Origin of the sequence: Microbispora sp. CA-135349 (genome assembly GCF_050947365.1) — a bacterium.
Taxonomy (GTDB): domain Bacteria; phylum Actinomycetota; class Actinomycetes; order Streptosporangiales; family Streptosporangiaceae; genus Microbispora.
The window spans coordinates 2143567-2167384 of record NZ_CP192001.1 but is presented as its reverse complement, the minus strand read 5'-3'; the positions used below and the strand labels follow the sequence as shown (position 1 = coordinate 2167384).

At 70.2% G+C, this 23818-nt stretch carries 23 protein-coding genes; 8 read left to right on the top strand and 15 right to left on the bottom strand.

Annotated features, from left to right (window positions below):
* Positions 1–262: 262 nt before the first annotated feature.
* From ACQPZZ_RS10365 to clpS, 3 genes are read right to left on the bottom strand one after another with little or no spacing between them, the layout of a single operon-like run.
* Positions 263–679: a M67 family metallopeptidase gene (locus ACQPZZ_RS10365; RefSeq protein ID WP_363644295.1), complete on the bottom strand. Its 417-nt coding sequence runs from the start codon at positions 677–679 to the stop codon at positions 263–265.
* Positions 680–689: 10 nt separating this feature from the next.
* A complete protein-coding gene (locus tag ACQPZZ_RS10360; protein ID WP_363644297.1) occupies positions 690–1214 on the bottom strand; it encodes a DUF2017 domain-containing protein in 525 nt (174 codons plus the stop codon).
* Positions 1214–1501 carry an ATP-dependent Clp protease adapter ClpS gene (gene clpS / locus ACQPZZ_RS10355; protein WP_169950261.1) on the bottom strand — a complete coding sequence of 96 codons (288 nt, stop codon included), beginning with the start codon at positions 1499–1501 and terminating at the stop codon, positions 1214–1216. The genes ACQPZZ_RS10360 and clpS overlap by 1 nt, the downstream gene beginning before the upstream one ends.
* A 39-nt stretch (positions 1502–1540) precedes the next feature.
* Here clpS and ACQPZZ_RS10350 point away from each other — a divergent pair, with 39 nt between their 5' ends.
* The 3 genes from ACQPZZ_RS10350 to ACQPZZ_RS10340 all read left to right on the top strand — a co-directional run bounded on the left by ACQPZZ_RS10350 (position 1541) and on the right by ACQPZZ_RS10340 (position 4329).
* On the top strand, positions 1541–2824 hold the full coding sequence (locus tag ACQPZZ_RS10350; protein ID WP_432931099.1) for a nicotinate phosphoribosyltransferase: 1284 nt from the start codon (positions 1541–1543) through the stop codon (positions 2822–2824).
* A 64-nt stretch (positions 2825–2888) separates the two neighbouring features.
* A complete protein-coding gene (locus ACQPZZ_RS10345; RefSeq protein WP_432931097.1) occupies positions 2889–3461 on the top strand; it encodes a nicotinamidase in 573 nt (190 codons plus the stop codon).
* Positions 3462–3678: 217 nt separating this feature from the next.
* On the top strand, positions 3679–4329 hold the full coding sequence (locus ACQPZZ_RS10340; protein WP_432931095.1) for a hypothetical protein: 651 nt from the start codon (positions 3679–3681) through the stop codon (positions 4327–4329).
* A 21-nt stretch (positions 4330–4350) separates the two neighbouring features.
* On the opposite strand, the gene ACQPZZ_RS10335 is transcribed toward ACQPZZ_RS10340, so the two are convergent.
* Together ACQPZZ_RS10335 and ACQPZZ_RS10330 are read right to left on the bottom strand one after the other, a co-directional pair.
* Positions 4351–5181: a hypothetical protein gene (locus tag ACQPZZ_RS10335; RefSeq protein WP_432931093.1), complete on the bottom strand. Its 831-nt coding sequence runs from the start codon at positions 5179–5181 to the stop codon at positions 4351–4353.
* Positions 5178–5678, bottom strand: coding sequence for a SigE family RNA polymerase sigma factor (locus tag ACQPZZ_RS10330; protein ID WP_432931091.1), 501 nt, complete (start codon positions 5676–5678; stop codon positions 5178–5180). Before ACQPZZ_RS10330 ends, ACQPZZ_RS10335 begins: the two co-directional genes overlap by 4 nt.
* 373 nt (positions 5679–6051) lie before the next feature.
* Here ACQPZZ_RS10330 and ACQPZZ_RS10325 point away from each other — a divergent pair, with 373 nt between their 5' ends.
* Positions 6052–6801, top strand: coding sequence for a hypothetical protein (locus tag ACQPZZ_RS10325; protein ID WP_432931089.1), 750 nt, complete (start codon positions 6052–6054; stop codon positions 6799–6801).
* Between the two features lie 66 nt (positions 6802–6867).
* On the opposite strand, the gene ACQPZZ_RS10320 is transcribed toward ACQPZZ_RS10325, so the two are convergent.
* The 4 genes from ACQPZZ_RS10320 to ACQPZZ_RS10305 form a co-directional block, all read right to left on the bottom strand.
* Positions 6868–8622, bottom strand: a complete 1755-nt coding sequence (locus ACQPZZ_RS10320; RefSeq protein ID WP_432931087.1) for a DEAD/DEAH box helicase — start codon at positions 8620–8622, stop codon at positions 6868–6870.
* 512 nt (positions 8623–9134) lie between these two features.
* Positions 9135–9737 carry a hypothetical protein gene (locus ACQPZZ_RS10315; RefSeq protein WP_432931085.1) on the bottom strand — a complete coding sequence of 201 codons (603 nt, stop codon included), beginning with the start codon at positions 9735–9737 and terminating at the stop codon, positions 9135–9137.
* A 386-nt stretch (positions 9738–10123) separates the two neighbouring features.
* The gene (locus tag ACQPZZ_RS10310; protein ID WP_432931083.1) at positions 10124–11443 is read right to left on the bottom strand and encodes a hypothetical protein; all 1320 of its coding nucleotides are present in this window, start codon (positions 11441–11443) and stop codon (positions 10124–10126) included.
* A 181-nt stretch (positions 11444–11624) separates the two neighbouring features.
* On the bottom strand, positions 11625–12938 hold the full coding sequence (locus tag ACQPZZ_RS10305) for a zinc metalloprotease (RefSeq protein ID WP_432931081.1): 1314 nt from the start codon (positions 12936–12938) through the stop codon (positions 11625–11627).
* 63 nt (positions 12939–13001) lie between these two features.
* Between ACQPZZ_RS10305 and ACQPZZ_RS10300 the strand changes: the two genes are divergently transcribed.
* Positions 13002–14102, top strand: coding sequence for an RNA-guided endonuclease InsQ/TnpB family protein (locus tag ACQPZZ_RS10300; protein WP_432934328.1), 1101 nt, complete (start codon positions 13002–13004; stop codon positions 14100–14102).
* Positions 14103–14118: 16 nt separating this feature from the next.
* Here ACQPZZ_RS10300 and ACQPZZ_RS10295 read toward each other — a convergent pair whose 3' ends face one another.
* Both ACQPZZ_RS10295 and ACQPZZ_RS10290 read right to left on the bottom strand, forming a co-directional pair.
* Entirely contained in the window at positions 14119–14379 is a 261-nt protein-coding gene (locus ACQPZZ_RS10295) for a DUF3039 domain-containing protein (protein ID WP_363644319.1), read from the bottom strand.
* 86 nt (positions 14380–14465) lie between these two features.
* Positions 14466–16034 carry a DHA2 family efflux MFS transporter permease subunit gene (locus ACQPZZ_RS10290; RefSeq protein WP_432931079.1) on the bottom strand — a complete coding sequence of 523 codons (1569 nt, stop codon included), beginning with the start codon at positions 16032–16034 and terminating at the stop codon, positions 14466–14468.
* 125 nt (positions 16035–16159) lie between these two features.
* Between ACQPZZ_RS10290 and ACQPZZ_RS10285 the strand changes: the two genes are divergently transcribed.
* On the top strand, positions 16160–16813 hold the full coding sequence (locus ACQPZZ_RS10285; RefSeq protein ID WP_432931077.1) for a TetR family transcriptional regulator: 654 nt from the start codon (positions 16160–16162) through the stop codon (positions 16811–16813).
* 52 nt (positions 16814–16865) lie between these two features.
* On the opposite strand, the gene ACQPZZ_RS10280 is transcribed toward ACQPZZ_RS10285, so the two are convergent.
* The gene (locus tag ACQPZZ_RS10280; RefSeq protein WP_432931075.1) at positions 16866–17903 is read right to left on the bottom strand and encodes a leucine-rich repeat domain-containing protein; all 1038 of its coding nucleotides are present in this window, start codon (positions 17901–17903) and stop codon (positions 16866–16868) included.
* Positions 17904–18164: 261 nt separating this feature from the next.
* On the opposite strand from ACQPZZ_RS10280, the gene ACQPZZ_RS10275 reads away from it, so the two are divergent.
* Positions 18165–19553, top strand: coding sequence for a cellulase family glycosylhydrolase (locus ACQPZZ_RS10275; RefSeq protein ID WP_432931073.1), 1389 nt, complete (start codon positions 18165–18167; stop codon positions 19551–19553).
* Between the two features lie 97 nt (positions 19554–19650).
* Here ACQPZZ_RS10275 and ACQPZZ_RS10270 read toward each other — a convergent pair whose 3' ends face one another.
* The 3 genes from ACQPZZ_RS10270 to ACQPZZ_RS10260 form a co-directional block, all read right to left on the bottom strand.
* Positions 19651–20226: a YqgE/AlgH family protein gene (locus tag ACQPZZ_RS10270; protein ID WP_363644329.1), complete on the bottom strand. Its 576-nt coding sequence runs from the start codon at positions 20224–20226 to the stop codon at positions 19651–19653.
* A 224-nt stretch (positions 20227–20450) separates the two neighbouring features.
* Complete coding sequence (locus tag ACQPZZ_RS10265; protein ID WP_432934326.1) at positions 20451–21860, bottom strand: NAD-dependent malic enzyme; 1410 nt, start codon at positions 21858–21860, stop codon at positions 20451–20453.
* Positions 21861–22143: 283 nt separating this feature from the next.
* Positions 22144–23058, bottom strand: coding sequence for a tetratricopeptide repeat protein (locus ACQPZZ_RS10260; RefSeq protein ID WP_363644331.1), 915 nt, complete (start codon positions 23056–23058; stop codon positions 22144–22146).
* A 126-nt stretch (positions 23059–23184) separates the two neighbouring features.
* On the opposite strand from ACQPZZ_RS10260, the gene ACQPZZ_RS10255 reads away from it, so the two are divergent.
* Positions 23185–23691 (top strand): DinB family protein, encoded by a 507-nt coding sequence (locus ACQPZZ_RS10255; RefSeq protein WP_432931070.1) that lies wholly within the window; start codon positions 23185–23187, stop codon positions 23689–23691.
* Positions 23692–23818 lie beyond the last annotated feature (127 nt).

Here is a 23818-nt window from a genome sequence, read left to right as displayed (position 1 = left end):
CATCAGTGGTCGTCTTCATGGTGGGCGTTCACATGGCTGGAACATGGCCGGGCGGGCGGCGATTCCAGCGGTCATCTCCCGCGGGAGTCCGTACGAGGAACGATCCCGGCGGGCGGCGACTGGTTCAGCGACAGTCGTAGACGACTACAGACGGCGTGTGCGCGAAGAGGAACGCCTGAACAGGAGATTCCGGGCGTGCCCGGCGCGACAGGACAGCCGGTGACGACACGGGACGAGCGTCATCGTTGGGCATAACTTCAGTTTAACCGTACGACTCTACGATCTTGACTTCCTCCTCCGTCACGACCCCGTCCACGATCCGGTAGGACCTGAAGGGCGCCTCCTCCTCAGAGGCGGTCGACACCAGCACGTAGTGGGCGTCGGGCTCGGAGGCATAGCTGATGTCCGTACGGGAGGGGTACGCCTCGGTGGCGGTGTGGGAGTGGTAGATCACGACCGGAACCTCGTCGCGGTCGTCCATCTCCCGCCACACGCGGAACTGCTCCATCGAGTCGAAGCGGTAGAACGTCGGGGAACGCTCGGCGTTCTCCATCGGGACGAACCGCTCGGGACGGTCGGAGCCGGCGGGCCCGGCCACGACGCCGCACGCCTCGTCCGGGTGGTCGGCCCGGGCGTGGGCCACGATCTTGTCGACCAGCTCGCGTGAGATCGTCAGCATGCTGGGAAACCTACCAAAGCGCCCTGACGAGGGTGTCCTGCAGGTAGGTCAGCCAGTCGTAGGTCACGAACGCGGGATAGCGGGGGTCGTCCTCGGACATCGAGGCGATCTCCTCGTGGACCTCCTCGGTGACCTCGAGGCGCACGCCGAGCGCGAGCCGTACGTCGTTGATCGCCCGCAGCCACGCCTGCCCCTGCTCGGCGGTGAGCCTCAGCCGGCCCGGCGCCGCCGTCTCCAGCAGCGTGGTCGCGTCGGCCCGCTTGCCGTCGCGCAGCGTCGCCTCCGTATAACGCCGGAACTCCTGCGCCGCCTCCTCGTCGTCCCCGTACGCCGAGGGGAACAGGCGCGCGAGCACGGGGTCGGCCGGAGGCGCCGCCGCGCCGATGCCGAGGGCGCGCTCCAGCGGATCGTCGCCGGTGGTCCCCGGCTCGACCAGGCCGAGCACCTGTGACACCAGCGAGCGCAGGATCGACACCTCGCCGGCGTCGAGATCGACGGTCACCCCGTCGCTCGTCGCCCGGAATCCCGTGCTCATCATTTGTCCTGCTGGACGGTCGCCCACAGACCGTAGGAATGAAGGATCTGCACGTCCCGCTCCATCTCCTCGCGCGTGCCGCTGGCGACGACGGCCTTGCCCTTGTGGTGGACGTCCATCATCAGCTTCTCGGCCTTCTGCCGGGGATAGCCGAAGACGGCCTGGAAGACGTACGTGACGTACGACATCAAATTGACCGGGTCGTTCCACACGATCGTGAGCCACGGCAGATCGGGGCGCACGTCCGACGACGGACGCTCGACCTCGGCTGGAGCTGTGCTACCCACGTAACCATCCTGCACCACGACCGTCGTAGTCTTCGACACGTGCGCATGACCACGGGCACGGCCCTGCTGACCGACCAGTACGAACTGACGATGCTCCAGGCCGCGCTCGCCGGCGGCGCGGCGCACCGGCGGGCGGTGTTCGAGGTGTTCGCCCGGCGGCTGCCCGGAGGACGGCGCTATGGGGTGGTCGCCGGCACCGGGCGGTTCCTCGACGCACTGGAGGACTTCCGCTTCGAGGAGCAGGACATCGAGTTTTTGTGCTCGGCCGGCATCGTGGACGAGCCCACCGGCGAGTTCCTCGCCGGTTACCGCTTCTCCGGCAACGTGTACGGCTACCGCGAGGGCGAGGCGTTCTTCCCCGGCTCACCGATCATGGTGGTGGAGGGGACCTTCGCCGAGGCCGTGCTGCTGGAGACGCTGATCCTGTCGATACTCAACCACGACTGCGCGATCGCGGCGGCCGCCTCCCGGATGGCCCAGGCGGCCGGCGACCGGCCGCTCATCGAGATGGGCTCGCGCCGCACCCACGAGTACGCCGCGGTCGCCGCCGCCAGGGCCGCCCACCTGTGCGGCTTCGCCTTCACGTCCAACCTCATGGCCGGTCACCTGTACGGCGTGCCGACCGCGGGCACCGCCGCCCACGCGTTCACCCTGCTGCACGACTCCGAGAAGGACGCCTTCCGGGCCCAGCTCGAGTCCCTCGGGCTCGGCACCACGCTGCTGGTGGACACCTACGACGTGGCGAAGGCCGTACGCACCGCCGTCGAGCTGGCCGGGCCCGACCTCGGCGCGGTGCGCATCGACTCCGGCGATCTCGCGATGGTGGCCGTCGAGGTGCGCCGGCTGCTCGACGAGCTGGGCGCGGACCGCACGCGGATCGTCGTGACGAGCGACCTGGACGAGTTCGCGATCGCGGCGCTCGCCGCGGCGCCGGTGGACGCCTACGGCGTCGGCACCGCCCTGTCCACCGGTTCGGGGCACCCGACGGCCAGCCTCGTCTACAAGCTCGTCGCCAGGGAGGACCACGCGGGAGCCCTCCAGCCGGTCGCCAAGGCGTCCGTGGGCAAGCCCAGCGTCGGCGGGCGCAAGTGGGCCTACCGCAGGACCAGCGACGGCACCGCGACCGCCGAGGTGATCACCCGCGAGCCGGTGGAGACGGAGGACCGCCCGCTGCTGGCCGAGCTCGTCCGGGACGGCAAGGTCGTCGGCCGCGAACCCCTGACGGCCGCGCGCGACCGTCACCGGGCGACTTTGGCGGAGTTGCCACTGGAGGCGCGCAGCCTCTCCCCCGGAGACCCCGCAGTCCCTACTATCTTCAAGTGATCGCGGAGGACCGGCGCATGAGGACGACGCCGGTCCTCCGTGATCGCCACTGTGAGGTGATCCGTTGAAGACCGCGCTCATCGTCGTCGACGTGCAGAACGACTTCTGCGAGGGCGGCAGCCTGCCGGTCGGCGGCGGCGCCGAGGTGGCCGCCGCGATCAGCCGCCACGTCCACGACCACGCGTACGACCATGTGGTCGCCACCCGGGACTACCACGTCGATCCCGGCGCCCACTTCGCGGCCGAGCCCGACTACGTCGACTCCTGGCCGGCGCACTGCGTGGTCGGCACCCCCGGCGCCGAATTCCACCCCGCCTTCGACACCGCGAAGGTCGAGGAGGTCTTCAGCAAGGGCGCGCGGCAGGCGGCCTACAGCGGGTTCGAGGGCGCCACCGCGGACGGCGCCGGCCTCGCCGCATGGCTGCGCGAACGCGGCGTGGAGGCCGTGGACGTCGTCGGCATCGCCACCGACCACTGCGTCCGTGCCACCGCCCTCGACGCGGCGGCGAACGGTTTCGCCGTACGGGTCCTGCTGGGCCTGACCGCGGGTGTCGCCAGGGAGACGACGGAGTCGGCGCTCGCCCGCCTCGCCGAAGCCGGAGTCGAGCTCGACGGGGAGCCCGTCCTCCGCTCCTGAGCCCCGTGCGTTGCGGGCTGTACGCTCCGGGGCCCCGACACCATCGGAAGGCCGCCGGACAGGCACGGTGAGCGTCCGGCCGCCCGGTGCCCCATTCGTCCCCGGCAACGGCACGTCCCCTCAGCCGGCGGGGGACACGACCGCGCGGAACCGGATGTCAACGCCTTCACCGCGTAGAGTCATGGGTGTATTACTCAGAGCGACGACTCTTCGCGGATTGGCGGTCCCGATGTTCGCGTTCCTGCTCGGCCTCAGCTGGCTCGTCCTGACCCCGGTCTGCGTCTGGCTGCTCTTCGGCCGCGGTCACCGGGGCGCCGTCCGCCTCACGGGCGCGTTGACGCTGGCGGCCCTGCAGACGCTCACCATGGTCGTGGGATTCACCGAAGCGCCCGCCCGGATTCCCGCCCAGACGATCGCCGCACGCGACCCCCACGCCGGCGCCGGTCGGCCCACGGGTGTCCAGACCCCCCGAGCGGCGGCGGCCATGACACCGTCACCGGCGCCGAGACAGCCACAAGCACAGGGCGGCCCTCCCGCCTGCGATTCCCGAATCCCCAACCCCGAGGCCGTACGCCTGTCGTTCCAGGGCAGGGCCCTGCACGGCCTCACGGTGTACTGGCCCGCGTCGTCCGCGCAGTGCGACACCGCGACGGTGGCGGTGCACCAGGCCGGGCACCGGCTGCGCATCTGGGTGCAGGAGGGCGCGGACGGCCACCGTGAAGGAGCGCGCAACGTGCCCGTACGCGTGGAGCAGGGCCTTGCCTCCCTCAGCCTCCGGCTCAGCCCGGTCGCCCGGCGCCACCGCCGCTTCGTGGCCATCGACGGCCACACCGGCGACAAGATCCCGTTGCGCTCCCGCGTCTCGTGACAGGCGATCGCCCGTACGGCCTCAGCCGGCGGGCGTCGACACGCTTTCGAACGGGCTGTCGGCGTCCGTCGAGGATTCGCCGTCCGGCGAGGGTGAAAACCTGCCCGCCCGGTCGTAGATCGCGGCGGTCCACCTGCCCGGTCGTTCGCCAACCATCGCCGACAACTGGTCGCGCACCTCCGGGCGCCGCAACGCCCGGCCCTGAGCGGACTCGTCGCACGTGTCCGGCGTCTCCCGGCACGCCACCTGCCGGATTGGAGCGTCTCCGGGGAAGACCCAGATTCGAATCGACTGCGGCCTCTTCAGCCAGCCGGACGGCGCAGACTTCCGGTCCTGGTGCCCGCCGCCCGCCGACTCCCCGCAGCGTCCGGTCGTGCCGCCCATCTCACCGCCCTTGAGCGGCATCTCCACGACGACCCACGCCCTCGGGTCAGCGCAGGCCACCTTGACCCCGGTGGAGTAACTGGTCGGAGTGAAGGTCAGCGTCTGCCCGGCGCCCACCTTCTCGAACCGCCCTGCGTAGATCGGGCGAAGGTCGAACTTCTCGGCTCCCAACATCACGGGAAACCTGTCGGGGAGCTTCGGCCAGTGCGCGGGCTGGGCGGAATCGGTGGGTTGCGCGGCGGCCGTCGTTCGGTCCGCTCGGGGTGGGCCGGTCAGCAGGCCGTTCCCCAGCGCTACCGCGGCGACGGCGAAGGTCACCGCGGCTCCGGCCGTCACGGCCCGCCGCGTACGGCGCATGCGGCGGCCCCGCCGGACGATCGCGTCGAGAGTGGCGACCGGTTCCCGGCCGGCGCGTTCCCGGCCGTGCTCGTCCAGCAGTGTGCGCAGGTCGCTCTCGGTGTGCCTCATCGCTGGGCCCTCCCCATGGTCATGGTCTGAATGTCCGGATCGACGCGAAGACGGCCGAGGGCCCGGCTGAGCTGGGTCTTCACCGCTCCCAGTGAGCAGCCGACGATGTCGGCGACCTGGGCGAGCGTCCGTCCTTCGTAGTAGTGCAGGACGATCACCGCGCGCTGCCGCGGGGAGAGCGCGCCGATCGCGCTCCACAGCGCGGCCTGATCGGCCACCTCCGTGGCCGCGTCACGCGGATCGGCCGCTTCGGGGATCGTCTCGGCCGGGATCTCCCCGCGCCAGCGCCTGCGCCACCACGAGGCGTGGGTGTTCACGATGATCCGATAGACGTAGGGATCGGGATTGCCCTCGATCCGCCGCCAGGCGACCCATGCCTTCGCCAACGCGGTCTGCACCAGGTCCTCGGCCGTGCCCCAGTCCCGGGCGAGGAGATACGCCATCCGGCACAGCCGCAGATGCCGCTGTGCCACATATTCGGCGAACCCGTCGTCCATCGATCATCTCCGTCTCGTCGTCTACGGCGATGACTACCGCCCAGGAGGCGCTTTCGGATGACAGGAGACCTCACGGAAGACACCGGCCGCCAATCGGTTGCGGCAAGCGCACCCCGTGGCGAGGTTGAGAATGAGCCGTTCATGAATCGCGGGAAATGCGGACATGACGCACAGAACACGCGGAGCCCGGTGAATATTCGTCACACCGGTAGCGAAATATCCTCACCCTGCTGACGGAACCTCAGCAAATCCGCCTTGAACATTCTCATCCCGACGGCCGCCGAGCTGATAGCAATGACCTCCGCACACCCGCAGCGGTCCCACTTCCCCAGCGAGCCTCGGCTACGCTTCGAGCAGCCCCGGAGGACTGAACGTGACGACACTCAGAGTACGCGTCGAGCGCCTGGAGCATGAATTGGAGAAACTGAGCGTCAATTGCTTCAAGCAGGCAGCAGCACACGCGTACGACGCGCTGCAGCCGAATTGGGACAAACTCGATGCGATGAGCGATCGCCTGATACGAGTCGAGCAGATAGCCGAGGAGACCAGGGCCGACGTCAGCGTTCTCAAGAGGCAGATGACGGTCGTCACCGTCCGATTTGACCGCATCGACAGCGAGATCGGCCGTTTGGATCGGCGCATCGACGGACTCAGCGAACGCGTCGACGGCCTTAGCACCCAAGTTGAGGGCCTCACCGAACGCGTGGACGGCCTCACCACCCGGGTCGACACCCTGACAGACCGGATGGACGGCCTCACCACCCGAGTCGACGGACTCAGCGAACGCGTCGACACCCTCACAGTCCGAATGGACGGCCTCACCACCCGAGTCGACGGACTCAGCGAACGCGTCGACACCCTCACAGACCGAATGGACGGCCTCACCACCCGAGTCGACGGACTCACCGAGCGGGTGGACGGCCTAGGAGAGCGAGTGTCCACCTTGACCGAACAGGTCAACACGGTCAGCCGCCAGATGGACACCATGGCGGCGACCAACGCCGCGATGTTCAAACTGGTCCTGGACCGGTTGGACTCCCTGTCCGCCACGACACGGCCGACTGACCTGCGGAAACTCTCCGAGGCAGAGATCGACGGCAACCCCGCGCAACGCTCCGTCTGACGAAGCCCCACCTGCGGCCCTCGGTTCGCTGTCCCGGTCAGGTGGCGAACCGAGGGCCTTGATGCGTCACCTGCGCTGGGTGGCCCACTTGCGGATCATCGCGATGCGCTCGCGGACCTGCTCGGCGGTGGCCTGGGCGATAGCGGGGCCGCCACAGGCCCGGCGCAGCTCGGCGTGGATGACGCCGTGCGGCTGGCCGGTGCGGTGGTTCCACGCGCCGACGAGACCGTTGAGCTCCTTGCGGAGCTCGGCGAGCTGCTCGTGCGGCGCGAGGGCCGGGGCCTGCTCCTCGCTCTTCTTGGTCTTGCGCTTGGCCGCCTGCTGGTCGGCCTGGCGCTTGCGCAGCAGTGAGGCCACCTGGTCGGGCTCCAGCAGGCCGGGCAGGCCGATGAAGTCCTCCTCCTCCGGCGAGCCGGGGGCGGCGGCGGTGCCGAACTCGCCGCCGTCGAACAGCACCCGGTCGAAGGTCGCCGACGCCTCCAGCGTCTGGAAGGGCAGCTCGTCGCCGAGCGCGTCGGGCTGCTTCTTCTCCTGCTGTGCCTGCTCCAGCAGCAGGTCGTCGAGGCCGTCCTCGTCGCGGCGGCGGCCCAGCACGTGGTCGCGCTCTTCCTCCATCTCGCCCGCGAGGCCCATGAGGACGGGCACCGAGGGCAGGAAGACCGACGCGGTCTCGCCGCGTTTGCGGGCGCGGACGAAACGCCCGACGGCCTGGGCGAAGAACAGCGGGGTCGAGGTGCTCGTGGCGTAGACCCCGACACACAGCCGGGGGATGTCCACGCCCTCGGAGACCATCCGGACCGCGACCAGCCAGCGCCGGTCGGAGGTGCCGAAGTCTTTGATCTTCTTGGACGCGCCCGGGTCGTCGGAGAGCACCACCTCGGCGCCCTCGCCGGTCACCGCCCTGATGTGCCGGGCGTAGGCGCGGGCCGCCTCGTGGTCGGAGGCGATGACCAGGCCGCCCGCGTCGGGCACGCCCCGCCGCACCTCGGTGAGGCGCCTGTCGGCCGCGTGGATGACCTGGCGGATCCAGTCGCCCTTCGGATCGAGAGCGGCCCGCCACGCCTGCGAGAGCTGGTCCTTGGTCAGCGGCGTGCCGAGCGTGGCGGCGATCTCGTCGCCCGCCCGCGTGCGCCACTTCATCTCGCCCGAGTACGCCAGGAAGATGACCGGGCGGACGACGTTGTCGGCCAGGGCCGGGCCGTACCCGTAGGAGTAGTCGGAGACGCTCCGCATCGCCCCTTCGCCGTCCTCGACGTAGGTGACGAACGGGATCGGGCTGTCGTCGGACCGGAACGGCGTGCCGGTCAGTGCCAGCCGCCTGGTCGCGGGCTCGAACGCCTCGCGGACGCCGTCACCCCACGATTTGGCGTCACCGGCGTGGTGGATCTCGTCGAAGATCACCAGGGTCTTGCGCGCCTCGGTGCGGGCCCGGTGCAGCGCCGGGTGCATCGCGATCTGCGCGTACGTGACCGCGACGCCGACGTAGTCGCGGGAGGTGGCGCCCTGGCTGTTCTTGAACTCGGGGTCGATGCTGATCCCGACCTTGGCCGCCGCGTCAGCCCACTGCCGCTTGAGGTGCTCGGTGGGGGTGACGATCGTGATGGCGCGCACGACCCCACGGCTAAGCAGCTCGCTGGCGATCCGCAGCGCGTACGTCGTCTTGCCGGCGCCGGGGGTGGCGACGGTCAGGAAGTCGCGCGGCTCACGGCTGAAGTAGAGGTCGAAGGCCTGCTGCTGCCAGGCGCGCAGCTTCGGGGCGGTGCCCCAGGCGGCTCTGTCGGGGTAGGACGGGGAGAGGTGGGACGCGGCCGAAACGCTCAACGACGCCTCCCCGAACTCGTCAGCTCACTGGTGTCTCTATCGGTTCGCTCCCTCACAGTGGATTCAGACTAGCCCGCCCGACCGACAGGACGTGCCCCGCACACGCAGGCCGGTCCGAAATGAACCGGTGTGGCACTGCACACATCGGGGTCACGGCTGCGCCCGCCACGGCCTCCTCCACTCGTCGTCGCGTCAGTGCCAATGCCCATGCTCCCGCTGGTCGCCGTACCCTGCATGGTCGGCATGCGGGCCCGATGACGAAAGCCGGTGCGGCAGACACTGGTAGTCGAACCGGCGGCACCTCCGCCCCGTCCGTGTCCGCCGGGGACCGCGAGCGAACGTCCTCCGGTGAACGACGTGAACTCACTTAAGTAAGCAGGTCTTGTGATCTGTCGCGGCGTGTATGAAACGGATTCCAAACGCCGGTGCCTCAGACGCACCAGGGCGGACAGCCCGGGGAGCCGAACGGTCTCCGGAGCTGTCCGCCCTGGTTGGTTACTCTGATGCGCCCATCAGAGCTGCGTCGCGTTGGTGCTGCAGTCGCTGCGGGTCAGCGGCAGCGTGCTCACACCCGTTGTGGACGAGACACTGCAGTCGGTGCGAAGGATGGCGCCGTCCGCCCGCCGCACGGTGACCCTGAGCAGACCGGCGGGTGTTCCGGTCGTGGTCGCACCCGTCAGCACTCCGCCGGCGGCGGCGAAGGCCGCGCTCGGTGCCGGAGCCACGCTGATGTCGTAGTAATACCCCGCCGGGAACGCCGTCGTGAGGTCGACCCAGTTGGTGCCGTCGTGGACCCACACGTGCCCCCTGCGCGCCGACCCGGTGAAGGTCTCGGAGGCGGTTGGCGTGATGGCGGCGGCGCCAACGCCGAAGGCCGTGATGACATTGGTCGAGTCGAGGCGCGGGTAAGGCGTGTACGACCGCCCCCCGCCTCCCATCTGGCCAGTGGCAACCTGGCCGGTCGGGGCGGCCTTCGCCGTCGCGGTGGTGGCGCTCGCCGCGACGACGCCCGACAGCCCCACGGTCGCGCAGGTCACCGCCGCCGCGGCGGACCACATCAGCAGGCGACCGGCGCCACGCGAACCAGAGGCCGAGCTGCTCCTACGAGAAATCAATTTGATTTCCCCCCATGGTGAGAGAATTGGTCTTTCCGGGTCACCGCGCTTTCGTGCGATGCGACATTGAAGATACCTGTCAGGGGAAACGCGGGCAGCGAGCCACTTATTGGATATCGGCAAACAGATGTTACGCCTACCTCAAAGCCGCTCCGACAATCCCGCTATCTCCTCTTATTCCCCAGGCATGCATCGGAGTGCAGATCAACGCTCCTATATGGACATTCAAGCGGGCATTCACGACAGATGGGTAAACGGATATGCCGACCGAACTCATGGTTAACGGCTATATCCCGACGAAGACCCCAACGGGGACGGACAGACGGCTATTTCCGGACATCAGCGGGGGGCCGTCGTACGGATGTGCGGCCGGTTTTACGGCGAGTTCAGCGGGCTCCCCACATCAGGCCCTCGATCTCGGCGCGCGACCGGGGATCGTCGGGATGGGCCAGCCCGAGCAGGACCGTGCTGCCGCCGTCCGGCCTGGTCAGCAGGGTCACCCGCATGAAGGCGGGTTCGTTCACCACGTCCGTGTACTCGGCCCGTACGGCACGCGTGTGTCCCGGCCGTCCGCCGACGGTCACCGCGTGGTCGTCGAGCACCTCGACCTTGTCGCCGTGCAGCAGCAGTTGCGTGTAGAGGTCGCTCAGGTCGATGACGGCCGAGCGCAAATTGGGCGGGTCCACCCGCTCGCCGGGCCGCGCCATGACCGTGGCGCTGTCCCCCCGCGCGGCGACGGAGGTGAAGCCGGTCACGGGCGCGACCACGCCCTCCCGCCACTCGTGCGGCAGCGTGTAGGCGACGCCGGCGATCTGATCGTGGATCACCGTGGGAGGCACGGTCTCGGCCCGGTGCAGGACCGTGACCACGACCGCGCCGATGACGGCGGCCGAACAGACCAGCGCGAGACCGCCGACGAGGAGGCGCTGCAACCAGCGCGGCATCCGGCGGGGCGGCGTGTCGGGCGCGCGATAACGCCTACCAGAGGGGGGCAGGTCCTCCTCGGGCTCCGGGGACTCCAGTCCCAGAGAGGGCCAGACCGGACGGTCCGCCGAGCGCCGCTCCGAGACCGGCGCGCCGTATGGCGGGGTCAACCCGCCCCCAGGCTGGGAACGCGCCGATCCCTCCACCCCATCGCCCGGCAGGCGATACACACCGGTGAAGCCGTCCCCGGCACCACCCGTCGAGTCGGGCCGCTCCGGTGAGCGTCTCGCCTCCCGGCCCGCCTCGCCCAGATCCGGCATGTGGTAGGGACGGGTCGTGAAGCCGCCTTCGGATTCGGAGCCCGCCGACCCCTCGGACACGTCGCGGGGCAGGTGATACGCACGGGTGAAGCTGTCTCCGGCGCCACCAGCCCGCTCGGGCCGCTCCGAGGGAGGCGAGGACCCCTGCCTCGCCTCGCCCAGATCCGGCAGGTGATACGGACGGGTCGTGAAGCCTGCCCCGGAATCGGGACGCGCCGGTCTCTCCTTCGCCACATCGCCGCCGGGCAGGCGGTAGGCACGGGTGAAACTTTCCTCGTCGTCGGAGTCCCGGCCCGCCTCCCGTCCGCCGTACGGGCGTGTGGGCCACTGCGGAGATGCGGACGGCGTGGACGACCGCGACGACCCTTCCGGGGCACCGTACGGGCGGGTGGGGCCCTCCTTGGACGGCGGGGACTCCTCCTCGGCGGGGGGCCAGACCCGGCGCATCCACTGGTCATCCACGAAGCCTCCCCGGGCGGCCTGGCCGGGCGCGCGTGGGACGGAACCGGCGAGTGACTCGCGCTCAGGGCCGGGCGCGGGGCTTGGTGACCATGAACGCTGCTGTGGAGTTACTCACACCCGCGCCGCCACGTCAACGGCTCACGGCCGATTCGTCATCACACCGCGTCTCCCCGCCGGTTCCTCATCGGCTCAAGCCTCCTGCCGATCTTTCGTCACCCTGTGGTCCGCCGGCCGGCATCTGGCCGGTCGGCTCGTCATGCCCTTGGGCGGCGAGGCTCGGCACGGAGCCGTCCGCGGCGGCGATCTGAGGCGGCGGCGCGACCTCCTCGGGGTTCGCGGCGGCCTTCTGCAAGCCCGCGCCGGCCCCCTCCGGCGCCGGGCGGCGGTAGGCGTTCCACATCTCGTGGATGCGTACGCCCTGGCCCGCGGTGAACTCGCGCATGCAGCGGTCCTGGGCGTAGTCCATGAAGTTGTGGATCGGGTCGCCGCCCGGGGCGGGACAGGTGTCCTTCTTCGAGGGGCAGCCGTTCGTCGGGTACGCCTCGGCGGGAGTGTCGTCCACCGAGTCGCCCGGAGCCTTGCAGCCGTTCTCGAAGGTGTGCAGCAGGCCGAACCAGTGGCCGATCTCGTGCACGGCCGTGAAGCCTCTGGCGAAGTCGCGCAGCGGCCCGCCGGGGACGCTCCGCCAGTCGATCACCACGCCGTCCAGCACGGGCTCGTCGTCGTACCAGTACGGGTAGGTGGAGTAGCCGAGCACGAGCCGGCTCAGCTGCGCGATGTACAGGTTGAGCGTCTCGGGACCGCCGGCCCGCAGCTTCTTCTTCATCGGCTCCTCGAAGCCGAGAGGGTCGCGAAACCAGCTCCGGTTGTCGGTGTGGGTGATGCCCTTGAGCGTGAAGCGCACGCCGGTGTCGGCCCCGCCGTACCCGCCGGAGTAGGCGGTGTTGAGTACGGCGATCTGCCGGGAGACGGCGGCGTCGGGCAGGCCGAGCGCGTGGTCTTTGATGATGTGCACCCACACCGGCACGGTGATCCGCTCGATCGCCCCGGGAGCGCTCCTCGCGCCGTTCGTGCCGCTCCCCGGCCGCGAACCGTCCCCTGCCTGCGCGGTGCCTCTTCCCGGCTGCGCGGTGTTTCCCGGCCGTGCCGTGCCTCCCGGCTGCGCGGTATCTCTTCCCGGCTGCGCCGTGTTTCCCGGCGACGGCGTGCCGAGCCTGTGGGCCAGGTCGGCCGACATGCGGGCGACCTCGTCCGGCCCCGGCTCACGCGGCTCCAGCCCATGAGTCAGCGCATGGCTCAGCACGCCCACGCCGTGCCGGCGCTGCGCGGCGGCGTGGCGGGTGAGGCAGGTGTCCGGGCGGGAGGCCGGCGATCCGCGCAGCCCGGCACCGGTGAGACCACCGGTCGCCCGGGAGGCGGCGGACGCCGGGGCGGCGCAGGCGCCGCCCAGCGCGTGAAGGCATGCAAGGAAGACGGCGATGGGTCGCCGAACCATTCGTTCCCCCGATACGGCTGGTCAGAAGGCTGACCCTAACCGCAGGGGACGCGATGATCCCGTATCGACACTCACCGAGACCTCCGGAGGAAGCCCGGTCCTTCAGGGCCGGGAGGAATCGACCGGTATCTGACCGAGCTGAAACGCGACGGCGGCCACGCCTTCCTGTACGAGGTCTCCAGCGTTCCGCTGCAGCAGGCATTGCGGCACCAGCACACGGCGTTCGCGAACTTCTTCGCCGGCCGCGCCAAATACCCCAGGTTCAAGTCCCGGCACGGTCGCCAGTGCGCGACCTACACCCGGTCGGCGTTCCGCCGGCGGGACGGGCGGCTGCACCTGGCGAAGATGGACGGCCCGCTGGAGTTCGTGTGGTCCTGGCCGGAGGTCGACCCGGCCGTGATCACCCCGACGACGGTGACCGTCTCCCACGACAGCGACGGCCGCTGGTACGCCTCCCTGGCCGTGGAGGCCGACGCCGATCCTGAGCCGCTGCCGTCCACCGGCAATGAAGCAGGGATCGACCTCGGCGTGAGCGACTTCGTCGTCCTGTCCACCGGTGAGAAGATCCCCAACCCGCGCCATCTGGAACGCAAGGCGCGCAACCTGGCCCGCTACCAGCGGCGCATGGCCCGCAAGCAGCGCGGCAGCGCGAACCGGGCCAAGGCCAAGGCGAAGGTCGCCCGCGCCCACACCAAGGTGCGGGACGCCCGCGCCGACTTCCTACACCGCACCAGCACGCGGCTGGTCCGCGACCACGACATGATCGTGATCGAAGACCTCAACATCAAAGGCATGGTCCGCAACCGGTCCCTGGCACGGGCGATCTCCGATTGCGGGTGGGGTGAGTTCCGCCGCCAGCTCGAATACAAAACCCAGCGATACGGGCGGCGCCTGGTCGTGATCGACCGCTGGTATCCCAGCTCGAAGACGTGCAGTGCGTGCGGGCACCTGCTCGCTCAGCTCTCGCTCGGCACTCGGACGTGGCAGTGCCCGTCCTGCGGTACCCGGCACGACCGGGACGTGAACGCCGCGAAGAACATCCTGGCCGCTGGTCGAGCGGTGTCCGCCTGTGGAGCTGACGTAAGTCCACAAGGGTCCTCCCTTCGGCGGTCGGCTGTGAAACAGGAAGCCCAGCCCGTGAGGGCGGGAATCCCCCGCCTTTAGGAGGCGGGGGAGGAAGTCAATCGCCGGACGGTTCGCCCTTGGGCAGCCCCTCGTAGATCTCCTTGCACTCCGGACAGACCGGATACTTCTTCGGGTCGCGGCTGGGCACCCAGACCTTGCCGCACAGGGCCCGCACCGGCGCGCCGGTGACGTAGCTCTCGGTGATCTTGTTCTTGTCGGCGAAGTGCGAGAAGCGCTCGTGGTCACCGTCGCCGTGCGAGAGCCGGGGTGTTACGTCGCTCTCGGGAAGAATCTTCGTGCCGCTCACGGACACCAAGTCTACTGAGCGAGCGGGCGCCCCAGGCCCGGACGCGCGTACGGCTCCCGCCGGGATGGCGGGAGCCGTACATAAGGGAACGGACGTCAGCCCATGTGGACCGGGGCGCCCTCGGTCTTGCGGCCGGCCTTGACGAACAGGGCCAGGGCCGCCGCGACGAGACCGACCGCCGTGCTCACGACGAAGCCGAGCTGCAGGCCGTCCATGAAGGACAGGTGCGCCGCGTCGGCGACCGTCTTGGCCACCTGGGCCGGGAGCCCGGGCGGGGCCTGGCCCACCGACGCCAGGGCCTTCAGCCCCTCCATCTCCGCGGGCTTGACGGCCTGCGCCACCGGGCCGAGGTAGCCCGGCAGCACGTCGGCCACCTTGGCGGACACGACCGCGCCCAGGATGGCGGTGCCGAGCGCGCCGCCGACCTGCATGGCGGAGTTCTGCACACCGCCCGCGACGCCGCTCAGCTCCTCGGGCGCGTTGCCCACGATGATCTCCGTGGCGCCGACGAACACCGGCGACAGGCCGAACGCGAGCAGCACGAACGGGATCGCGGTGTCGGCGAAGGCCGCGTCGACGGTGAGCCGCGACATGAGGAACATGGCGATGGCGGCGATCACCATGCCGCCCGCGATGGTGATCTTCGGGCCGAGCTTGCCGATGAGGACGCCCGCGATGGGCGAGGCGACGATCATTCCGGCGCTCATGGGAAGCATCCGCAGGCCGGAGTCGAGCGGCGTGAGCCCGTGCACGCCCTGGAAGAAGAACGTGAGGAAGAACATCGCGCCGAACATCGCGAACGACATGAGGATCATGAGGACGGTCCCGATCGAGACCGAGGCGTTGCGGAACAGGCTCAGCGGCAGCAGCGGCTCGCTCGCCTTCGACTGCCAGAACAGGAACGCGCCCCCGACGACCACGGCGGCGACGAGGAAGCCGAGCGTCTTGGCGTCGCCCCAGCCCCACTCGGGAGCCTTGATGATGGCCCACACCAGGGCGAACATCGCGCCGGACAGCAGCACGACGCCGAGCCAGTCGACCTTGGACAGCGTCTTGGCCTTGCTCTCCCGCAGCGCCCACAGCCCGAACACCAGAGCCACCACGCCGACCGGCACGTTGATGAAGAACACCGACTGCCAGCTCACGTTCTCCACGAGCAGGCCGCCGACGATCGGGCCGCCCGCACTCGACAGACCGATGATCGCACCCCAGGCGCCCATGGCCATGTTCAGCTTCTCACCGGGGAACGCCGACCGGAGCAACGCCAGCGCGGCGGGCTGCAGCAGCGCGCCGAAAAGTCCCTGCAGCACGCGCAGCGCGATCAGCACGCCGATCGAGGACGACAGGCCGATGGCGAGCGAGGTCAGCGCGAAGCCGGCGACGCCGATGAGGAAGACCCGCTTGTGCCCGAAGAGGTCGCCGAGCTTGCCGGCGGTGATCAGGAAGACCGCCAGCGCGAGCAGGTAACCGCTGGTCACCCACTGCAGGTCGGCCAGTGTCGCCTTGAGTTCGACCTGGATGACCGGGTTCGCGATCGCCACGACCGTGCCGTCGAGCATGACCATGATGACGCCGAGCGAGACGGCGAGCAGCGTGAGCCACGGATGGCCCTGGCCCCGTCCTGGAGGCGCGTCGGCGTCCACCGCCGATACGGCTTGAGTCATGGAGGTTCCCCCTTAGCAACACTGAGTCGACTGCAGTAATTTATGTCAGTCGATGACAGATGACAAATCCTTTTATCCGACATACGGTGACAATTGAGGGTTTGTGAACCGACAGTTTCGAGGAGGTGACCGCCGTGGGTCTGCGCGAACGCAAGAAGCAGCGGACGCGGGACGCCCTGATCGACGCGGCTCTCGACCTCTTCCTCTCCAGGGGGTACGAGGCGACGACGATCGACCAGATCGCGGCCGAGGTGGAGGTCTCTCCCAGGACGTTCTTCCGCTACTTCGCGTCCAAAGAGGACGTGGCACTCTCCCTGACGGCCGATGAGCAGGAGATGTTCCTCGCCGAACTGGTTTCACGGCCGCCGTCGGAGTCGCCGTTCACGGCGTTGAGTCAGTCGATGCGCGCCATGCTGGGCATCCTACGAGAGCTCGACGACGCCGAGGCGGGCAGGATCCGCAAGGCCCAGCGGCTCGTCCACACCACTCCGCCCCTGCTCGCCGGCGCCATGCGGCTAATCAGGGAGAACGAGCGCAGGCTGGTCGCCGAGATGGCCCGCAGGATGGGCACGGCACCCGACGACCTGCACTCCCAGTTCGTCGTGTCGGTCTTCGTCGGCATCGGCCTGCTCTGCATGAACGAGCCCACGGAGGATCTGAGCGGTCTCGCGCGGCGATACGAGAGCCTGCTCACGCTGGCCGAGCGCTCCCTGCGGCCCGGCTGGGACCTGCCCGTACGCTCCTCCGGCGCGGCCGGGCCGGCCTCCGCCGTGAGCTGACGCCTCGTCCTCGCTGCGGGCCGGGCCCAAGCGGTGCACCACCTGCACCGCCCTACAGCAGGACGACGCACCCGCGCTCACGCAGCGGCCGGACGCAGGCGGGAGCCTCGTCGAACTTGACCCAGCGCAGGTCGAGCTTCTCCAGCCGCGGCAGTTCGGCCAGCCCGTCGGGCAGCGAGGTGAGGCGGGTCGCCCGCAGGTCGAGGTGGGTCAGCTCCGTCAGGCGGACGACGGAGCCGGGCAGCCGTTCCAGCGGGTTGCCGCGCAGGTCCAGATGGCGCAGCGCGCTCAGGCTCCCGATCGGCTCGGGCAGCGCGGTGAGACGGTTGTTCTTGAGATGCAGCTCGCGCAGCCCGGTCAGGCGGCCGATCGTCTCCGGCAGCGCGGTCAGCCGGTTGTCGTGGACGCGCAACTCGTGCAGGCCGGTCATGCCGCCGATCGACGCGGGCAGCGCGGTCAGCCGGTTCTCCGCGAGGTTGAGATAGCCGAGCCCCTTGAGACGCCCCAGCGAGGCGGGCACCGAGGTGAGCCCGTTGTCGCTCAGGTAGAGATAGTCGGTGAGGCAGGGCAGGTCCCCGATCTCCGCGGGCACCTCGCGGAGCCGGTTGTGTCCCAGGTCGAGCATGCGCAGCTCGCGGAGCCGGGCCAGGCCGGCAGGAAGGTCCGCGATCTCGTTCTCCGCCAGGTTGAGCGACCGCAGCCGGGTCAGCCGCCACAGCGCGTCCGGCACCGCGGTCAGCGCGTTGCGCCCCACGCTGAGGTGTTCCAGCGAGACGAGACGGCCCAGCTCGGGCGGGAGGGCCGCGATCCGGTTGCCGTAGAGCAGCAGGACGCGCAGTCGCTCCAGGCGCCCGATCCAGCCCGGCACCGCCGCGAGCGCGTTCCCGTCCAGGTCGATGTGACGCAGCGTGGTCATGTCGCCGAGGCCCGCGGGCAACGACGCCAGCCCCGCGCCTGGCGCCGCCAGGGCGACCGGCACACCACCGGCGAACCGTACGGCGCCCGAGGGCGCCCCATCCAGCGCGGGTATGGCGATATCGGGCGGCACGGACCCCGGCGCACCGACGCCGGCCACATCGAATTCGGACACGGCAGCCGACCCTACAGACCACCCGCCCTACCGTGGCACCACCGTGACGGCAGGTGAACGTTTCATCGGTGTTTCAGGTCTCCGGCGAGCGCTCCGAAGGGAAGATCGCGCTGGTCCGATGGCTCGCACAGCAGAACCGGTTCAGTGGAGGCGTGCCCGCCGATGACCGCGCCGGAGCCGTCTCCTGTACGGCCCCGAGCCTCCCCGCCTATGGTGCGTTCGGCGCTCCCACCGGCGCCGATCCCCCAGCCGAGGTACAGAATGAAAACACGTCTCATCGCCGCGGGCGCGGCCCTTCTCGCCCTCCTGATGTCAGTGATCGCGATGACCCAGAACGCGCAGGCCGCCACCGGACTCCACGTCAGCGGCACGAAGATCCTCGAAGCCAACGGAAATCCGTTCATCATGCGGGGCACCAGCCACGCCCACACCTGGTATCCGAGCCAGACGAGCTCGTTCGCGAACATCAAGTCCCTGGGTGCGAACACCGTCCGCGTCGTGCTGAGCGGCGGCCGGTGGACGGCCAACTCGGCGAGCGACGTCTCCAACGTCATCGCGTTGTGCAAGCAGAACCGGTTAATCTGCGTGCTCGAGAACCACGATACGACCGGCTACGGCGAGCAGAGTGGCGCGTACACGCTCGACCAGGCGGTCGACTACTGGGTCGGCCTCAAGAGCGTGCTGACCGGCCAGGAGAACTACGTCGTCATCAACATCGGCAACGAGCCGTACGGCAACAACAGCCCGGCCGGCTGGACCAGCGCGACCAAGAGCGCGATCGGCAGAATGCGGGCCGCCGGATTCCAGCACCTGCTGATGGTCGACGCGCCCAACTGGGGCCAGGACTGGCAGTTCGTCATGCGCGACAACGCCGCCTCCGTCTTCGACAGCGACCCCCAGAAGAACACCGTCTTCTCGATCCACATGTACGGCGTCTTCGACACGGCCGCCGAGGTCACCGGCTACCTCCAGGCGTTCCAGACCGCCGGTCTGCCGCTGGTGATCGGCGAGTTCGGCAACATGCACTCCGACGGCGACCCCGACGAGGACACGATCATGTCGCAGGCCCAGTCGCGTGGCGTCGGCTACCTCGGCTGGTCGTGGAGCGGCAACGGCGGCGGCGTCGAATACCTGGACCAGGTGACCAACTTCAACGTCGGCCAGCTCACCTCGTGGGGCCAGCGGCTCTTCAACGGCGCCAACGGCATCAAGTCGACCGCCAAGGAGGCGACGATCTACAGCGGCCCGCAGGTGAGCCCGTCGGCCAGTCCATCCGTCTCCCCCAGCGCCTCTCCCAGCGCCTCGCCGAGCGCGAGCCCGTCCCCGAGCCCGTCCCCCAGTGGCGGCGCCAAGGGCTGCTCCGCGACCTACAAGGTCACCAACCAGTGGGGCGGCGGCTTCCAGGGCGAGGTGACCGTCAAGGCCGGCTCCAGCGCCATCTCCGGCTGGACCGTGACCTGGACGTACGCCAACGGCCAGACGATCACCCAGACGTGGAACGCCACGGTGACGTCGAGCGGCTCGTCGATCACCGCCAAGAACGTGAGCTACAACGGCGGCCTCGGCGCCGGAGCGTCCGCCTCGTTCGGGTTCCTCGGCTCCTGGAACGGCACCAACTCGGTGCCGGCGGTGAGCTGCACCGCGAGCTGAGACGCGGCGTGTCACCACGGCCGGGCGCGTTACCCGCGCCCGGCCTCCGCGTGCCTCCGCATGCCTCCGCGCGGTCCCGGCGGGGTTGCCGGGGGGATCAGTTGAGCAGGGGGTCGTCCGGGAAGGTCGCGACGAGCGCGAGATCCCCCTTCTGCCTGCGCAGCACGGTGCGCCAGAGCGTGGCCGGGTCCGGATGGAAGGTGTCCCCCGGATCGGCGTCCACGACGTACCAGGCGCCCTCCTGGAGCTCGTTGTCGAGCTGTCCCGCGGTCCAGCCCGCGTAGCCCGCGAAGATCCGCATCTGGGAGATCTCCCCCGCCAGGATCTCCGGGGGCGCGTCGAGGTCCACCGTGCCGAGGCGTGAGACCGCGGCCCTGCCCTGCAGCCGGCGCCAGCCCAGCGGCTCCTCGCCGCTGAGCACGACGGCCAGTGCGAGCGCGCTGTCCGTCTGCACCGGCCCGCCCTCGAACAGCACCGGAGGACCCGTGACCAGGGCGTCCCAGGAGGGTAAGACCTGGGTCACGGCGATCTCGCTGGGTCTGTTGAGCACTACGCCCAAAGTGCCGCCGTCCTCGTCGTGCTCCAGGACGAGCACCACGCTACGCCGGAAGTTGGGGTCGTCGAGCAGTGGCGTCGCTACAAGCAACCCGCCGACGTAGATCGCTTCCGCCATACATCCCATCATGAGGGAGGATCGCGGATTCGGGTACGCCGACCCCGGTTTGCCGCGCCATATCACTTACGGTGGTGAAGGAATCACGGTGCGAGAGCTGGCGACAGCCTCCGGAGAGCGCGGGGGAAGGCGAGGACGCCGACCGGGACCCGCGGAGATTCCGCTGGTGAGCGGACCGGCGGAATCCTTGCGGCGACCGGCTTCGGCCGAGGTGGCCGGCTCCGCTACGCCTCGGTGAAGCCGCGCGGCCTGCCCCCGGCCGACTCCCGTACGGCCGCCGCCACCGCGTTGGCGACGTCGGGGTGGAAGACGCTGGGGATGATGTAGTTGGGGCCGAGCTCCTCGCTCGTCACCACGGCCGCCAGCGCGCGGGCCGCCGCGAGGAGCATCTCCTGCGTGACGCCGTCCGCCTGGGCGTCGAGCAGGCCGCGGAACACGCCCGGGAACGCCAGCACGTTGTTGATCTGGTTGGGGTAGTCCGACCGGCCCGTGGCCACGACCGCCGCGTGCTCGCGGGCGTCGTCGGGAGAGACCTCCGGCTCGGGGTTGGCCAGCGCGAACACCACCGCGTCCTTCGCCATGGCGGCGACGTCGTCCCCGGTGAGGATCCCCGGCGCGGAGACGCCGACGAAGACGTCGGCGCCCTTGACCGCGCCGCGCAGGTCGCCGCCGTACCCCTCCTTGTTGGTGTGCTCGGCGATCCACCGCAGCGAGTCGTCGAGGTCGTCGCGTCCGAGGTGCACCGCCCCGTGGTAGTCGCAGACGACGACGTTCCTCGCCCCGGCCGCCAGCAGCAGGCGCAGGACGGCGGTGCCGGCCGCACCGGCGCCGGCCAGCGCGATCCGCACCTCGGAAAGCTCCTTGCCGACCACTTTCAGCGCGTTGGTCAGCGCGGCGAGCACGCAGATGGCGGTGCCGTGCTGGTCGTCGTGGAAGACCGGGATGTCGAGCAGCTCACGCAGCCGGCGCTCCACCTCGAAGCAGCGCGGCGCCGAGATGTCCTCCAGGTTGATGCCGCCGAAGCCCGGCGCGATGGCCCGCACGGTCGCGACGATCTCGTCCACGTCCTGCGTGTCGAGGCAGATGGGCCAGGCGTCGATGCCGGCGAACCGCTTGAACAGGGCGGCCTTGCCCTCCATCACCGGAAGCGCGGCGGCGGGGCCGATGTTGCCGAGGCCGAGGACGGCCGAGCCGTCGGTGACGACGGCGACGGAGTTCCTCTTGATCGTGAGGCGGCGGGCGTCCTCGGGGTTGCGCGCGATCGCCAGGCTGACCCGCGCCACGCCGGGGGTGTACGCCATCGACAGCTCGTCGCGGTTGCGCAGGGGGACCTTCGACTGCATCTCGATCTTGCCGCCGAGGTGCATGAGGAAGGTCCGGTCGGAGACCTTGTGGATCGCGACGCCCTCGACCGCGCCGAGACTGTCCACGATCGCCTGCACGTGGTCGGCGTCCTTGGCGGCGCACGTCACGTCGATGCGGAGTTTCTCGTGACCCGCGTTGGTCACGTCGAGGGCGGTCACCACGCCGCCCGCGTTCTCCACCGCGTGGGTGAGCAGGCTGACCGCCTTGCCCCCTGCGGGCACCTCGAGGCGCACGGTGATCGAGTAGGACACGCTGGGCACGGTGGCCACGTCTATCCGCTCCTTTGCGGGATGATGCCTGGCCGTGCTCGCCCGGCTGCTCCAGTGAGGCGCGGCCTCCGCGTGGCTGCCACGCTCGTGCATCCGGCTGGACGGCTCATGGGTGGTATCCATCGTGCCACCACCAGCAGGGTGTTTCAGCCCGGACCCGTGTTCCTCGCATCACGCGCCGTGCCGGGCCCGCGCGCCGCCGCCCCGGCGGGGCCGGGCGGGCGCGGGCCGGGCGGGCGCGGGCCGGGCGGGCGCGGGCCGGGCGGGCGCGGGCCGGAGCCGGTCAGAAAAGCGCGCTGGCCAGAGCCCTGCGGGCGCGCGTCACCGAGTCGTCGTCGGCGGGCAGCGCGTCGAACAGCCCCAGCAGGTGGACCCGCGCCTTGTCCCTGTCGGCGCCCCTGGTGCGCCGCACCAGCGCGACGAGCCGGTCGAAGGCCTCGTCCACCTGGCCGTTGACCATCTCCAGGTCGGCGGCCTGGGTCTGCACGTCCACGTCGTCGGTGTTCTCCGCGGCCCGGCGCAGCACGTCGGCCGGGTCGAGGTCCTGCGTGCGCCGCAGCAGCCCGACTCCAGCCAGGCCGATCTTCGCGATCTCGTCGGACGGCGACCTCGCCAGCAGGCGCTGGTAGGCCGCGGCCGCGGCGTCCAGGTCGCCCTTCTCCACGGCCTGCTCGGCCGCCAGGAGCTCGGGGTCGACCGGCGGCTCGGCGGGCTCCCCCTCGGCCGGCGCCACCTGCTCCACGCCGAGCTGCTCGAACACCTGCGACAACGCCTGCCGGAGCTGCGCCTCCGGCAGCGGGCCCTCGAACAGGGGCATGAGCTGCCCCTGGAAGGCCAGGTAGACGGTGGGCACCGCGCGCATCCGCAGCGCCTGGGCGAGCTGCGGGTCGGCCTCCACGTCCACCCTGGCCAGCACCCACGCGCCCGCCGCCTCCGCGGCCAGCTTCTCCATCACGCCGCTGAACTGCCGGACCTGCTCGGCCCTGGTCACCGTCGCCTCGACGATTACGGGAACGCTCAAAGAGCGCTCCACCACGTCGGCGTTGAAGGTGGCCGAGGTCACCTCGATGACCTCCGCCGAGGCTGCTCCTGACGGTCCGGCGGCCTCACGCCGCGCCTGCGCCTCGAGTGCCTGCTTGCGCGCGCCGAGGTCCACGGCGCCGTAGAGCGATCCAGGTCGAGAGAACTCCGCTGCCATACCCCCAATCCTGCCGTACGCGCCGGCGTGATCCGTGCGATCCCGCCACGTACGTTCGCGATCGGGCCGCCTCGGCGGCTCGCCGTAGGGTGAAACGGCACGATCGCCACATGAAAGAGGCAGGGCATGGCAGTGGAACGCATCGGTCCGCCGAGCATCGCCGGTGAGCGCGAGATGCTGCGCGCGTTTCTCGACTACCACCGGGCGACGCTCGCGCTGAAGTGCGACGGGCTCTCGGACGAGGAGCTGCGCCGCAGGTCGATGCCGCCGTCGACGCTCTCGCTGCTCGGCCTGGTCAGGCACATGGCCGAGGTCGAGCGTGCCTGGTTCCGCCGGGTGATCGGCGAGGAGGACGTGCCGCTGGTCTGGTCGGAGGAGGGCGACTACCAGGTCGCGTACGACGCGACCGGGGCGACCCGCGCGGAGGCGTTCGCGGCCTGGCAGGCGGAGGTCGAGCACTCCCGCCGCATTGAGCGTGCGGCCGAGTCGCTCGACGTCACCGTCTACGCGCCCCGCTGGGGCGAGGAGGTGTCGCTGCGGCTGGTGATGCTCCACATGATCCATGAGTACGCCCGGCACAACGGACACGCCGACTTCCTGCGCGAGGGCGTCGACGGAACCGTGGGCGTGTGAGACCGGCGCCACCGGTTCGCCGGAGCGCGGCTCTTCAGCCGGCCGGGCCCTGCGGTCCTGCGCTCGGCACGGAAAATCGGCTCCGGTCCGGCGCTCACGGGCCTGTGTGCCGTCGGTTGGGCGTGCA

Excerpts from the sequence above, each read along its gene's own strand:
- ACQPZZ_RS10365 (WP_363644295.1), bottom strand. The coding sequence starts at position 679 with ATGCTGACGATCTCACGCGAGCTGGTCGACAAGATCGTGGCCCACGCC.
- ACQPZZ_RS10360 (WP_363644297.1), bottom strand. The coding sequence starts at position 1,214 with ATGAGCACGGGATTCCGGGCGACGAGCGACGGGGTGACCGTCGATCTC.
- ACQPZZ_RS10335 (WP_432931093.1), bottom strand. The coding sequence starts at position 5,181 with ATGAGGCACACCGAGAGCGACCTGCGCACACTGCTGGACGAGCACGGC.
- ACQPZZ_RS10330 (WP_432931091.1), bottom strand. The coding sequence starts at position 5,678 with ATGGACGACGGGTTCGCCGAATATGTGGCACAGCGGCATCTGCGGCTG.
- ACQPZZ_RS10305 (WP_432931081.1), bottom strand. The coding sequence starts at position 12,938 with ATGGTTCGGCGACCCATCGCCGTCTTCCTTGCATGCCTTCACGCGCTG.
- ACQPZZ_RS10290 (WP_432931079.1), bottom strand. The coding sequence starts at position 16,034 with ATGACTCAAGCCGTATCGGCGGTGGACGCCGACGCGCCTCCAGGACGG.
- ACQPZZ_RS10275 (WP_432931073.1), top strand. The coding sequence starts at position 18,165 with ATGAAAACACGTCTCATCGCCGCGGGCGCGGCCCTTCTCGCCCTCCTG.
- ACQPZZ_RS10270 (WP_363644329.1), bottom strand. The coding sequence starts at position 20,226 with ATGGCGGAAGCGATCTACGTCGGCGGGTTGCTTGTAGCGACGCCACTG.
- ACQPZZ_RS10260 (WP_363644331.1), bottom strand. The coding sequence starts at position 23,058 with ATGGCAGCGGAGTTCTCTCGACCTGGATCGCTCTACGGCGCCGTGGAC.
- ACQPZZ_RS10255 (WP_432931070.1), top strand. The coding sequence starts at position 23,185 with ATGGCAGTGGAACGCATCGGTCCGCCGAGCATCGCCGGTGAGCGCGAG.